9 protein-coding genes are annotated in these 14,861 nt (G+C 34.4%); all 9 read left to right on the top strand.

All coding sequences use genetic code 11. The features are described 5' to 3' along the window. The first annotated feature begins 6 nt into the window (after positions 1 to 6). The 9 genes from HQN62_RS01385 (at position 7) to HQN62_RS01345 (ending at position 14,758) form a co-directional block, all read left to right on the top strand. Positions 7 to 2,202: a patatin-like phospholipase family protein gene (locus HQN62_RS01385; RefSeq protein ID WP_173503038.1), complete on the top strand. Its 2,196-nt coding sequence runs from the start codon at positions 7 to 9 to the stop codon at positions 2,200 to 2,202. Positions 2,203 to 2,444: 242 nt separating this feature from the next. Further along, positions 2,445 to 3,602 carry a homogentisate 1,2-dioxygenase gene (locus HQN62_RS01380; RefSeq protein ID WP_173503037.1) on the top strand — a complete coding sequence of 386 codons (1,158 nt, stop codon included), beginning with the start codon at positions 2,445 to 2,447 and terminating at the stop codon, positions 3,600 to 3,602. A gap of 255 nt (positions 3,603 to 3,857) precedes the next feature. Continuing rightward, a complete protein-coding gene (hppD, locus tag HQN62_RS01375; protein ID WP_173503036.1) occupies positions 3,858 to 5,018 on the top strand; it encodes a 4-hydroxyphenylpyruvate dioxygenase in 1,161 nt (386 codons plus the stop codon). A 281-nt stretch (positions 5,019 to 5,299) separates the two neighbouring features. Next, positions 5,300 to 6,073 (top strand): DUF3108 domain-containing protein, encoded by a 774-nt coding sequence (locus HQN62_RS01370; RefSeq protein ID WP_116796753.1) that lies wholly within the window; start codon positions 5,300 to 5,302, stop codon positions 6,071 to 6,073. Further along, positions 6,070 to 7,002, top strand: coding sequence for a tryptophan 2,3-dioxygenase family protein (locus HQN62_RS01365; protein WP_173503035.1), 933 nt, complete (start codon positions 6,070 to 6,072; stop codon positions 7,000 to 7,002). Before HQN62_RS01370 ends, HQN62_RS01365 begins: the two co-directional genes overlap by 4 nt. A 17-nt stretch (positions 7,003 to 7,019) precedes the next feature. Continuing rightward, a complete protein-coding gene (locus HQN62_RS01360) occupies positions 7,020 to 8,237 on the top strand; it encodes a M23 family metallopeptidase (RefSeq protein ID WP_173503034.1) in 1,218 nt (405 codons plus the stop codon). 139 nt (positions 8,238 to 8,376) lie between these two features. Beyond that, complete coding sequence (gene pgi, locus HQN62_RS01355) at positions 8,377 to 10,020, top strand: glucose-6-phosphate isomerase (protein ID WP_173503033.1); 1,644 nt, start codon at positions 8,377 to 8,379, stop codon at positions 10,018 to 10,020. Positions 10,021 to 10,322: 302 nt separating this feature from the next. Beyond that, positions 10,323 to 13,673, top strand: coding sequence for a TonB-dependent receptor (locus tag HQN62_RS01350; RefSeq protein WP_116796757.1), 3,351 nt, complete (start codon positions 10,323 to 10,325; stop codon positions 13,671 to 13,673). 50 nt (positions 13,674 to 13,723) lie between these two features. Beyond that, positions 13,724 to 14,758 carry a fasciclin domain-containing protein gene (locus HQN62_RS01345; RefSeq protein WP_173503032.1) on the top strand — a complete coding sequence of 345 codons (1,035 nt, stop codon included), beginning with the start codon at positions 13,724 to 13,726 and terminating at the stop codon, positions 14,756 to 14,758. Positions 14,759 to 14,861 lie beyond the last annotated feature (103 nt).

Below are 14,861 nucleotides of genomic sequence, written 5' to 3'. Positions count from 1 at the left end.
CCCTTTATGTATAGAATACTGATTTTTATTCTTTTGTTTTTTACTTGTTTGAATTCATTTTCCCAAGACACACCAAAGAGGCCTAAGATAGGTTTGGTGTTGAGTGGAGGTGGAGCCAAGGGTTTTGCACATATCGGTGTCCTAAATGTTTTGGAAGATGCCGGAATAAAGATAGATTACATTGGCGGAACTAGCATGGGAGCTGTTATTGGTGGGCTTTATGCGATGGGATATAATGCCAAACAAATCGATTCTATTATTAATGTAACCAACTTCAGCAATGTCCTGAACGATTATATTCCCCGATCTTCTAAGAATTTTTATGAAAAGAGAAATGATGAATTGTATGCCTTGACACTTCCTTTCAATAAATTCAGTATTGGTGCTCCCGAGGCATTGTCAAAAGGTATGTATAATTTCAATTTATTGAGTCGATTGACATTGCCAGTTCGACATGTTCGTGATTTTAATGAACTGCCAATTCCTTTTTTGTGTGTTGGTACCAATATTGCACTTGGGGAACAAGTGGTTTTTGACAAAGGAATTTTAGCCCAGGCAATAACAGGGAGTTCTTCTTTGCCCTCTATATTTTCGCCGGTCGTAATTGATAATAACCTCATTGTAGATGGAGGAGTAATCAATAATTATCCTATTGAAGAAGTTCGGAAAATGGGAGCTGATATAATAATAGGAGTTGATGTGCAATCGGGTTTACTCAGTAAGGACGAATTAAGAAGCGCTTCAAAAATTTTCTTTCAGATTACCAATCTGCAAATGATTGAAAGAATGAAAGTAAATGCAAATCTCACTGAAGTTTATATCAAACCAGACGTAAAAAATTACGGAGTGGTAACCTTTGACAAGGCCGCAGAAATTATCAAAAAAGGAGAAGATGCCACTTTTGCAGTATATGAAAAAATTGACATTTTGGTAGATAAAGCGAATCCTTACCATAAACCTAAATTAAAAGTAGAGACTGATAGTTTGACGATTGTTGATATTAAAACAAATGAACTGCAAAATTATTCCAGAGATTATATTATTGGGAAATTAAACTTTAAGCCAGGATCCAAAATAAGTTTTAGAAACTTGGAAACGGGAATTAATAATCTTAATGCGACCCAAAATTTCAGTGCTGTGAGCTATTATTTTGAGAAAAATGGAGCCTATGATGATTTGATTCTCACGTTAACCGAAAGTCCCGTGAAAACACAATTAAAATTTGGATTGCATTACGATGGGTTGTATAAAAGTGCTATTTTGGCCAATGTGACCAACAAAAAAACGTTTTTCAAAAATGATTTTTTATCAGCCGATTTGGTTTTGGGAGACAATATAAGGTATTCTTTTGACTACTATATTGACAATGGATTTCAGTTGAGTTATGGTTTTAAGTCTCAATTACATCAATTTAACAAAAACATTCCAGTTAGCGTGATTACCTATAATAGTGACGGGACAAATTCTATAAATATAGATTATCTTGATTTGTCCAATCAGGTGTATCTTCAATCCATATTTGCCCAAAAATTCCTTATCGGTGTTGGGGCAGAATTTGAATATCTTGACATTACTTCCGAAACACTTGAATTAGAGCCAACGATTACCAAAAGCAATTATTTCAGCCTTTTTGGGTATATAAAATACGATTCCTACGACAATAAATATTTCCCCAAAAAAGGGTGGTATTTTTCGGGAAATCCACAGTTTTATATGTTTTCATCTGAAAGTTCAGCTAATTTTGAGCCATTCTCCATTATAAGTGGCGAAGCCGGTATCGCAAGAACAATTTTTAAGAACACAACAATAAAGTTTCAGGCCGAAGCAGGTGCCTCAATTGGAAATAAAAGTTTGCCTTATTTTGACTTTATTTTGGGAGGTTATGGATTTAATAGTACAAATAATTTCAAGTATTTTTATGGCTATGATTATTTAAGTATTGCGGGCAATAGTTATTTGGAAAGCACAATTACACTTGACTTTGAAATTTTGAAAAAGAATCATCTTAATTTTTCGGCCAATTATGCCAATTTAGAAGACGATTTATACGATTCCTTGGATTGGATTTCGTGGCCCAAGTATTCAGGATATGCCTTGGGTTACGGATTGGAAACCGTGATTGGTCCAGTCGAAATAAAATATTCCTGGTCTCCGGAAACTTCAAACTCATACCTTTGGTTTAGTATTGGATTTATATTTTAATTTGTATTTTTTTAAATAAAAATTACGATATTTGTAATTATGAAAACAAATTGGACGGGTTTATTAGAGTATCTTCAATTCCTAATCAAAAGAAATCCAGAGTGATTTTATTGGTGCAATTAGCCTATTAGTATTGTCAAAGAATTGAATACTTGATTGTGTATATCAAAGTTGTGCTTAAAAAAGCTAACTATTTGACGCTACGATTTTTACGAATTGTTTACTATCTAATTTAAATTGTTATGCCAATATATCATAAACTAGGAAATATTCCTCCTAAAAGACACACCCAGTTTGAAAAACCAAATGGAGGTTTGTATTACGAACAACTATTTGGTACAGAGGGATTTCATGGTCACTCCTCATTGTCTTATCACATTCATCGACCTACTCAGGTCAAAGAAATACTAAAATCGTATTCGGTTGAGCCCAAAATTGCAATTGGGAAAAACATAAAATCATTATTATTGAAAGGTTTCGAATTGAAACCCGAAGACGATTTCTTGGACAGCCGAAAAGCCATGTTGGTTAATAAAGACTGCATCATAGGATTGGCAGCGCCAAGAAAATCATTGACATCTTATTTCTATAAAAATGCCGATGCCGATGAAATGATTTTTATACACAAAGGCAAAGGAAAACTTCGTACAATGCTTGGGAATATCCCTTTTGAGTATGGGGATTATTTGATTATTCCACGCGGAATCATTTATCAAATCGAGTTTGAAACCGAAGATAATCGTTTGTTTTACGTAGAATCCTATTCTCCTTTTTATACGCCGAAACGCTATAAAAATGAATCGGGACAACACTTGGAACATTCGCCATTTTGTGAGCGTGATTTTATTTTGCCAAACGAATTGGAATCGCATGACGAAAAAGGTGATTTTGTCATCAAAATGAAAAAAGAAGGAATGATGCATGAAGTAGTTTATGCAACACATCCTTTTGACGTTGTGGGTTGGGACGGTTACAACTTTCCATACGGATTTTCCATCCACAATTTCGAACCTATAACAGGCCGTGTACACCAACCGCCACCTGTGCATCAAACATTCGAGACAGGTACTTTTGTAGTTTGTTCTTTCGTGCCAAGACTTTACGATTACCACCCGAAATCCATTCCGGCGCCATACAATCACAGTAATATTGACAGCGACGAGGTGTTGTATTATGTAGATGGCGATTTCATGAGCCGAAACAATATCGAGCAAGGACACATCACATTACATCCGAAAGGAATTCCGCACGGGCCTGCTCCAGGTGCCATGGAACGCAGTATTGGACACAAGGAGACGCAAGAATTGGCAGTAATGGTCGATACCTTTCGACCACTTATGGTAACCGAAGAAGCTATGGGAATAGACGATGGACAGTATTATAAATCTTGGGTAGAGTAAGTCATTGCGAGGAACGAAGCACCCGAGCGAAGCGAACGGAGCGTTAGCTAATCTCACTTAGTATATCACGTTTAGGACATCAGTTTAAAACAATCACATTTAAAAAATAATTAGGAGCTATTTCCTGCTATCCGTTGCAATCTCCCGAAAAAAAATCGGTAGGATTTCCACTACTATCAGGGCTAGGGCTTTAGAGAAATCAACAACATTTCGGCACATCAATTTAACGATTAACCGATTAAACAAATAAACATCATGGCAAAAGAAGTAAAATCAGTAGAATACGGATTAGAGAAAATATTCGAAGGAGCGCAAGATTTCCTTCCGCTTTTAGGAACCGATTATGTAGAATTTTACGTAGGCAACGCAAAACAATCGGCACATTATTATAAAACTGCTTTTGGTTACCAGTCATTGGCGTATGCCGGATTGGAAACAGGCGTAAAAGACAGAACGTCTTATGTGTTGAAACAAGACAAAATCCGCATCGTTTTAACCACTCCATTAACGCAGGATTCTCCTCTACACGACCATTTGAAAAAACATGGTGACGGAGTAAAAGTAGCTGCACTTTGGGTAGAAGACTCAAGAAGTGCTTATGAGGAGACTATGAAACGTGGAGCTCGTTCTTTTATGGAGCCAACGGTTGAAAAAGATGAGTTTGGGGAAGTAGTGCGTTCAGGTATCTACACTTATGGTGAAACAGTCCATATTTTTGTGGAGCGAAAAAACTATAACGGTGTTTTCTTGCCAGGATACAAAGAATGGAAATCCGATTACAATCCAGAACCAACAGGACTGAAATACATTGACCACATGGTAGGAAATGTGGGTTGGAACGAAATGAATACTTGGGTGAAATTCTATGAAGACGTGATGGGATTTGTAAACTTCCTTTCTTTTGATGACAAACAAATCAATACCGAATATTCGGCTTTAATGAGTAAAGTAATGTCAAACGGAAATGGAAGAATTAAATTCCCAATCAATGAACCAGCCGAAGGAAAGAAAAAATCGCAAATCGAAGAATACTTGGATTTTTATGGAGGGCCTGGAATTCAGCACATCGCCATCGCCACCGATGATATCATAAAAACAGTTTCACAATTAAAAGCAAGAGGAGTAGAATTTTTATCGGCACCACCACATACCTATTATGAGGCCATTCCAGAACGATTGGGAGTGCATATGGATATGATGAAAGAGGATTTGGCCGAAATAGAAAAACTTGCCATTATGGTAGATGCCGACGAAGATGGTTATTTATTACAAATTTTCACCAAACCAGTTCAAGATCGTCCAACTTTGTTTTTTGAAATTATTCAAAGAATGGGAGCAAAAGGATTTGGTGCGGGGAACTTTAAGGCGCTTTTTGAATCAATAGAGCGTGAACAGCAATTGCGAGGAACTCTGTAAAATTTCATTTTTATTGCATTATCAAAAAAAATAATAGTTAAATAACCCTTAAAGTTGCAAATGTTGTGTTAAACTTGACTTTTTGCTAAGAAAACGTCGATTGATGATGTACTTTTGCACTCGCAAATCAGGAAGGGGTGGTTTCCTTCTTAGTTTCATATAAATTTTCATAATTTATAGTTTTTTGGTTAGTTAATAGCATAAAAACTCAGTCATTAATTTGACTGAGTTTTTTTGTTTTAATACATTTGAGGTTATTTTAGTTGTAATGTATCGAATCCATGAAAAAAATTATAATTTTCTTGATAGTGGTCATCACTTTAGGTTTCGATACTCAAAAAGATGAGGCTTTTGCAGGGGGGGAATATCTAAAGTTTAGAGTACATTATGGTATCATAAATGCTGGTTATGCAACAATCGAAGTCAAAGATGAGATGCTAAACGACCAGCCTGTTTATCATGTAATTGGAAAAGGATTTTCTACAGGGATGACCAAATTCTTTTTTAATGTAGAAGATGTTTATGAAAGTTATATAGATAAGGATACTAGAAATCCGTATAAGTTTGTTCGAAAAATCAACGAGGGCGGGTATACTAAAAATCAAGAAGGCTTCTTTAATAAAAAGACCAATAAGATCTTGGTGAAAGATTACAAGCACAATACTGAAAAATCATTTAACTTTTCCAAAAACACTCAGGATATATTGTCTTCCTTTTATTATTTGCGGAATTATCCCAATATCAATAAAATTAAAACAGGAGAATCAATAATTATCGATATGTTTTTTGATAATGAGACTACAAAATTTAAGTTAAAATTCATAGGTAGAGAAGATATTACAACTAAATTTGGCATTGTTTCTACCATGATTTTTAGACCTTTAGTGCAGTCTGGGCGTATATTCAAGGAAGAGGAAAGTTTAACGCTTTGGATTTCAGATGACTACAATAAGATACCGGTTCGTATAAAAGCGACCCTTTTGGTAGGGTCTATCAAAGCCGATTTGGAAGAATACAAAGGGTTGAATAATCCGTTTAAATTAAAATCAAAATGACAATAAATGATACCACTGCATCAATTTTAGATGAAATTGATCAAAAATTCCAAGCCATAAATCAAAAAACCGAAACCCATCTTGAAGGATTGCTTTGGTCAAAACCGATAACTTATTGGGATTACATTCAAACGGATGCATTATTGAATTTGCAAATTCAAAGAACAACGCTTCCAGATGAAATGGTTTTTATCATGTATCATCAAGTCAATGAATTGCTTTTTAAAATGATACTTTGGGAAATGCATCAAATTTCCTATGCTGAAAAGCTGACAACTGATTTTTTCACCGAGAGATTAATGAGAATTAGTCGTTACTTTGATATGCTTACCACTTCTTTTGATATTATGGGAGACGGAATGGAAGTAGAACAATATATGAAATTTAGAAATACCCTAACTCCGGCTAGTGGATTTCAAAGTGCACAATATAGAATGATTGAAATAGCTTCGACTGATTTAATCAATCTTATAGATTATCGTTTTAGAGCAACTATTGATAGAAATACACCTTATGAACATGCTTTGGATCATATGTATTGGCAAGCTGCCGGTAAAGATCATCAAACGGGAGAGAAGTCTTATTTGTTATTAGAGTTTGAACGTAAATACAAAGGGGCATTTTTGACTCAAATGGAGGAATACAATACAATAAACCTTTGGCAGAAATTTAAGCAATTACCAGATTCCGATCGCGAAAATCCGGAATTGGTGAAAGCCATGCGTCATTATGATCATACGGTAAATATTACTTGGGTAATGGGACACTTAAATGCTGCCAGAAAATATATTGACAATGGTAAAGGAGATGGTGAGGCAACAGGAGGAAGTGATTGGAAAAAATACATGCATCCAAGATACCAGAGAAGAATTTTCTTCCCGGATTTGTGGAGTGAAGAGGAATTGGCCAATTGGGGAGTAGAAAAATAAGATTAAAAAGAGATAACTTGAAGCAGGTAATTGTAATTCTAGTAGTGCTGTTTTCCCTGATATCCTGTAATAGGAGTGAGGATGTTGTGGAAAATCAAGTAGTTCCAAAGTCCAAAAAAAGTGATTTTGGATTTAAATTTTCTGATTTTAATGTCGTACAAGATTCTGTAAAGGCAGGAGATACGTTTGGGAGTATTTTGCAAAATCAAAACATTGGAGACAAAAAAGTATTTGACATTGTTGCCCAAGTGAAAGACACTTTTGATGTACGTAGCATTAGAATTAATAAACATTACACACTGCTTCGCTCTAAGAATAAAACCAATACACTGGATGTTTTTATATACCAACCAGATGCATTGAATTATTATGTTGTGGATTTGCGGGATTCAATAGCAAAAGCCTACAAAAAAACGAAACCTTTAACATTAAAACGCCGAACTATTGGTGGAGTGTTAAAAGGTTCCCTTTCTGAAACTTTAGAATCTGCGAACGTTGAAGGAGCGTTGGCAACAAGGATTTCAAAGATTTTTGCTTGGTCTATTGATTTCTTTAAAGTTAAAAAGGGAGATCGCTTTGGACTAACTTTTACGGAAAGATATATTAATGATTCAATTTATGATGGAGTGGATAGTCTTGAAGCCGCTTTTTTTGAATACAAAGGGAAGATTATTTATGCTTTCCCGTTTGAACAAAATCTAGGTTCGGGTAAAGTTGACTATTATGATGAAGATGGAAAAACGCTGAAGAATTTTTTTCTTAAGACACCAATCAAATTTAGTCGTATTACCTCTCATTTTAGTTCTAATCGTTTTCATCCCGTACAGCAAATATGGAAAGCCCACAAAGGAACCGATTATGCTGCGCCATATGGAACACCAATTTCTACAACTGCTGCTGGAATAGTCGAACAAACAGGCTATACCGCCGGAAACGGGAACTTTGTAAAAGTAAAGCATAACAAAGTTTATTCCACTCAATATTTGCACATGTCCCGAATACTGGTAAGACGTGGGCAGCATGTAAATCAAGGGCAAACCATTGGATTAGTAGGAAGTACAGGATTGGCCACTGGTCCACATGTGTGCTACCGTTTTTGGAAAAATGGAGTTCAAGTTGATGCATTACGATTGAAATTGCCAAACGGAGAACCAATGAACCCTAAAAATAAAGAACGTTTCTTAAAGAAAATCGAGCCATTGAAATTTGAATTGGATAGTGTTTCCAATTTATAGAAAACACGATTTTTAAGCTTATTTAAACCAAGTTAATTTATTCTTTTAATTTGAATTTAATTGTTATATAATGTACTGATTTTAGTCCAATCAAACTTATTTCAGTAAATTTGCACAATTATAAAAAACTAGAATTAAAATGGCTTTAAATACAATAAACCCAACTGAAACTTCTGCTTGGAAAAAACTTCAGGCACACTATAATGAAATACAAAAGGCTTCGATGACAGCAATGTTTCAAGCCGATGCTGAACGAACCGAGAAGTTCCATTTGAAATGGAATGATTTTTTGGTTGATTATTCCAAAAACCGAATTAATCAGGAAACAATTAATTTGTTACTTGAGTTAGCAAACGAAACAGGTTTAAAAAGTGCTATTTCCGATTATTTTGGAGGAGCAATTATCAATCAAACAGAAAATAGAGCTGTTTTGCATACTGCTTTGCGTGCCAAAGAATCTGCTGTGATTAATGTTGATGGTATTAATGTGATGCCAGAAGTATATGCGGTAAAAAACAAAGTGAAATCATTTACAAACGAAGTGGTTTCTGGAAAAAGAACTGGATATACGGGAAAACCATTTACGGATATCGTTAATATAGGTATTGGAGGTTCAGATTTGGGACCGGTCATGGCAGTTGAAGCTTTGCAATATTATAAAAATCATTTAAATGTACATTTTGCTTCCAATGTTGATGGGGACCACGTAAATGAAATTATCAAAAAGCTAAATCCAGAAACTACCTTATTTGTGATTGTTTCCAAAACATTTACAACTCAAGAGACTTTAACCAATTCTGAAACTATTAAAGCTTGGTTTTTAAAATCAGCTAAACAAGAAGATGTTGCTAAACATTTTGTTGCAGTTTCAACTAATATTCAAAAAGTAACCGAGTTTGGGATCAATCCTGACAATGTATTCCCAATGTGGGACTGGGTTGGAGGGCGTTTTTCTTTATGGAGTGCCGTGGGACTTTCTATAAGTTTGGCTGTTGGTTTTGATAATTTCAATGATTTGTTAAGTGGAGCCAATGAAATGGACGAGCACTTCAAAACAGCTGATTTTGATAAAAATATTCCGGTAACATTGGCATTATTGAGCGTTTGGTACAATAATTTCTTTGGTGCCGAAAGTGAAGCTTTGATTCCTTATACGCAATATTTGCAAAAACTAGCTCCTTATTTGCAACAAGGAACGATGGAAAGTAATGGTAAGAGCGTAGGGCGTGATGGGAAACCGGTAAATTATGAAACTGGAACTATTATTTGGGGAGAGCCAGGTACTAATGCGCAACATGCCTTTTTTCAGTTAATTCATCAAGGAACCAAATTGATTCCTTCTGATTTTATTGGATTTGTAGAGCCATTATATGGAGATGAGGATCATCACGATAAATTGATGTCTAACTTTTTTGCCCAAACAGAAGCTTTGATGAATGGAAAATCAGAAGAGCAAGTTCAGGCAGAATTTGACAAACAAGGACTAAGTGCTGATAAAGCAAGTGTTCTTTTGCCGTTTAAAGTATTTACGGGAAATAAACCAACCAATACAATTTTGATTCAAAAATTAACGCCAAAATCATTAGGTTCTTTGATTGCTATGTATGAGCATAAAATTTTCGTGCAAGGTATTATTTGGAATATCTTTAGTTTTGACCAATGGGGAGTTGAGCTAGGAAAACAATTGGCTAATTCGATATTGGACGAGATAAATACGAAACAAGTTAAAAATCACGATAGTTCTACTAAATTTTTATTGAATCATTTTTTAGAAAACAAGTAGATCCTTTTTGTAGTACAAAAAATTAAAAAAGCCCTGATATTTGAAAATCAGGGCTTTTTTTATGAATAAAAAATGCGTAAATTTTTGGATAATCCAAATCAAAACTGTTATTCAGGAATTTTATATTATTATATTCTTATTATTTATGTTTAAATATAGAAAAAAACGTAAAATATTAATTAATTAATATAAATATGCTTATTTAGTATGCATGTATGGTAAAAAGTTCAATTTCTTAAAGTATTGTTAACATTTATTGATTCAAATGTTATAATTTTGCCAAACTAAACAAACAAAATAATATGAAAAAAATCACCTTTATTTTTATTTTTTTTCTGTCGGTTATCGGTTATTCTCAGGTAACTACTTCAGGGATTTCAGGAACAGTGAGATCTGTTACTGGCGAGAGCATTGCAGGAGCGTCAGTACAAGTGATTCACTTGCCTACTGGAACAAAGTATAATGCAATTACAAATTACACAGGAGGATACTCTGTACAGGCAATACGACCAGGAGGACCTTATACTGTTAAGGTTTCTTATATTGGTTCAAGAGCAAGCGAGACTACAGAAATTACAGCTCCACTAGGAAGCACAGTTACTGTAAATGTAGTTCTTGAAGATGAAACTAGCCAACTAAAAGAGGTTGTTGTCTCTAAATCAAAAAACGGTGCATTTTCTAAAGGGAAAACGGGAGCTTCTCAGCAATTCTCTAATAGACAGATCAATGCAGTTCCAGTTATAGGGGCTCGATCTATGAATGCTATCACAAAATATAATGCTAATGCTGGAAGTGGCGGAACCTTTGGGGGACAAGATTCAAGATTAAACAACTTTACTATTGATGGATCTGTTTTTAATAATGGTTTTGGTCTTGGTAGCGATGCTCAAGCGGGAGGTAGAACAGGTTCTACAGCCATTTCACTAGATGCGATAGAGCAATTGCAAGTAAATATTGCTCCTTTTGATGTTCGCCAAACAGGATTTACAGGATCTGGTATTAATGGTGTTACTCGAAGCGGAACAAATGAAGTGGAGGGATCAGTGTATAATTCTTTCAGAAGTAATAATGAAAATTTTGTAGGGACAAAGGCAGGTGATGTTAGAATTGTACCAGCAAAATTTAATGAAACAATTTGGGGAGCTAGAATTGGGGCTCCAATTATAAAAGATAAATTATTCTTTTTTGGGAACTTTGAGACTATTGATAATACAAGTCCTGCATCGAATTGGACATCTACCAATTCCCCAAATGGGAGTGCTCAAGTTTCGGCTCCAACATATGATCAGATGCAAACTCTTTCTGATTTCATGCAAAAAAACTTCAATTACACAACTGGACCTTGGGAGAATTTTGACTCTAAAAAGGAATCTAAAAAGTTTCTTGCAAAAGTAGATTGGAATATCAATGACGATAATAAATTCTCGATTCGTTATGTACACAGTGATTCTTCTTCTGATCAACTTATTTCAAATTCAAGCTCTTTAGGGTTTGGTAATAGATCTGGAAATGTGAATTCCATGTCTTATAAAAACAGTGGATATGTTATTGAGGATAATACAAGATCTATTGTTGTGCAATTGGACTCAAAGTTATCAGAAACATGGAGTAACAACTTTATTGCAGGTTATGACAAGCAAATAGAAGATAGAGCACTTCAAGGAGGTGGTTTGTTTCCAACTATAGATATTAAAAATGGAGTGCCATTACCAGCACCTGCAACAGGATATAGTGCAGGAAATACGAATTTTATCTCTGTAGGATTAGATCCTTTTACACAAGGAAATAAATTGAATTATTCTACTCTGCATTTTACAGATAACGTTACTAAATATTTAGGAAAACATACTTTATTATTTGGTGCTAATTATGAAAATTTTAAATCAGAAAATCTTTTCTATTCTGGTTCAAACGGAGTTTTTATTTTTAACTCTTTAGATGAATTTTATAATGCAGCGAATGAATCTATAGCTTTAGGTGGAGCTCCATCAAAAACTAATTTGCCAGTTAGAACTCAATTTAGATATTCTGCTTTACCTGGTGGTGCAGATCCATGGCAATTATTAGAGTCTAATAAAATTGATTTATATTTACAAGATGACTTTAAAGTAAACGATCAGTTTAAAATTATATTTGGTTTAAGAGCTACAACTGTTTTCTTTAAAAACACTGCTATTGAAAATACGGCTGTAACAGCAATGACTTTCGCAGATGGTGAAAAATTCAACACTGGTGAAATGCCAAATACACAGTACTTATTTGAACCAAGAGTTGGATTCAATTTAGATGTTACGGGAGATTCTAAAACGCTAGTAAGAGGAGGAACAGGTATATTTACAGGAAGACCACCATACGTGTATTTGTCTAATGCTATTGGAAACAATGGAGTATTAACAGGTTTTGTGGATGCTAGCAATGCTTCAGTAGGCGCTGGTGGATATGGTTTTACTGCAAATCCAGCTCAGTATTTTACACCAGCTACGCCAACTTTACCATCTACTTTTGACTTAGCTTTTACAGATAAGGATTATAAGTTTCCACAAGTTTGGAAAACTACAGTTGCTGTAGATCAAAAATTACCATTTGGTTTTGTTGGAAGTATCGAAGGAATCTTTAGTAAAAACATCAATGAAGTAGGGTATTATAATGCGAATTTAGCTAATCCAGTTGGGTCTATTAACGGGCCTGATAACAGACCGTTATTTGCTGGTACTGATAATGGAACTCGAATTAATAATAATGTTTCGAACGCTATTGTACTGACAAACACTAATCAAGGATATTTTTATTCTACTACCTTTAAATTAGAATACCCATTTAACAATGGACTTTGGGGATCATTTGCTTATACGCATTCTGGAGCTTATGATTTGATTTCTCCAGGATCAACAGCTTCGGGTACTTGGCAAACAGGAACGAAGTCTGTTTATGGGAACAATGTTCAGGATTTAAGCATCTCTAATAATAACACACCAAATCGATATGTTGGTATTATTGGGTATAAAATTGATTATGGTACTAAATACGGAGGAGCAACATCTATCAACTTAGGATATATCGGAGAACAAGCAAATCCATTCTCTTATTCTTACGGAGGTGATTTGAATGGAGATTTAGTTACTGGAAATGATTTGCTTTTTGTTCCAGTAAAAGCAACTGATATAAGATTTAACCCAATTTCTCAAAACTTAGGAGGCTCTTCAATTGTACTTTATACTGAAGCACAACAACAAGAAGCTTTTGATAAATTTATTGATCAAGATCCTTATTTGTCTAAAAGAAGAGGACAGTATGTGGAGAGAAATTCAAACATATTACCAATGTTACATAGAGTTGATTTGTCAATTACACAAGATTTCTACGTGAATATTGCAGGTAAAAGAAACAGCTTCCAGTTTAGAGCTGATATCTTAAACTTTACAAACTTGGTGAACAGAGACTGGGGTGTTTCGCAACGTGCCACTGCTCCAAATATTTTGTCTGTTGCACAAGCACCAAGTGTAGCTAATAATTTCACTCCTTTTTACACTATGGCTTTTCAAACGGATAATCAAGGTAAAAGATTTTTAGCTACAGATACTTTCCAGAAAAATGCGTCTGTGTCTGATGTTTGGCAAGCTCAATTTACTTTAAGATATACTTTCGGAAAATAAAAATTTATTTAAAACTAGACGAATACTTTATAAACATAAAAATAACAATTATGAAATTTAAAAATCAAATCCTATATTTTGTTTCCATTTTAACGGTTGCATTAATGACATTTTCTTGTTCTAATGATGATACCAAAGATGTAGTGAAACTTCCTTCTATTGTTGATATTGCTAAAGCTGATCCTGCAAATTTTAGTATTCTTGTAGATGCTTTGAAGAAAACAGGTTTGGATATAACATTGGGTAACCCAGGATCTTATACGGTTTTTGCTCCAACTAATGCTGCTTTTACTACTGCTGGAATTACAAGCGCTTCTATAAATGCATTGAATCCTCTTGTTCCTGCAGATGCAACAGTAATTGCTAATTTAAAATTAGTATTGCAAAATCACGTTATTGGTGTTGGAACTAGAACTTCTGATTTATTAGCTGTTGGTTACTATAAAACTTTTGGTTATTATAAAGCTACAGCTGCAGCCACTTCAGGTGCTAATTTGAATATATTTTTTAATAAACCAGCAACAGATATCTTAATTAATGGTGGTGCTGCAAATGGTGGAGCTAAAATTACAACTGCAGATATTGACGCAAGTAATGGTGTTGTACATGTTATAGATGCTGTTTTAGCATTGCCAACAATCGTAAATCAAATTGCTGCAAATCCAAGCTTGACATCTTTGTTAGGTTTAGTAAAAAGCCCTGCCCAAGCTACTGTTTTAGCAACTTTGAATGCTGCAACTGGGACTGCTCCAGTTAGCGTTTTTGCTCCAACTAATGATGCTTTTGCAACAGCTTTAGGAACTGGTGGTTATTTAGTAGGTAAAACAGATGCTGATATCACTAAAATTTTAAACTATCATTTAGAAAAAAGTAATAGAGTTGCCGCTTCTACAACGGCTTTTTCAGCTACTGCTGATATAACTGTTACAACTTTGTTTCCTACTTATACATTTGTAATAACTAAAGCAACCTTAAAAATTGTTGACAAGTCTGCACCAGCAGTCAATGCTAATGTAAAAGTTCTTAACATTCAAGGTTCAAATGGTTCAATTCAAATAACTGATAAAGTTTTGCAATCATTGTAATATAATATTTTTTTTCAGCAAAAACCCAGATATTATTTCTGGGTTTTTTTTATGCCTTATATTTTTTGAAGACACTAAAACGCAATTTTTTGATCTCATTTGA

Source organism: Flavobacterium sp. M31R6, assembly GCF_013284035.1.
In the GTDB taxonomy this organism is placed as follows: Bacteria; Bacteroidota; Bacteroidia; order Flavobacteriales; family Flavobacteriaceae; genus Flavobacterium.
The sequence above is the reverse complement of the archived record's forward strand: the minus strand, read 5'-3'. Positions and strand labels throughout refer to the sequence as shown.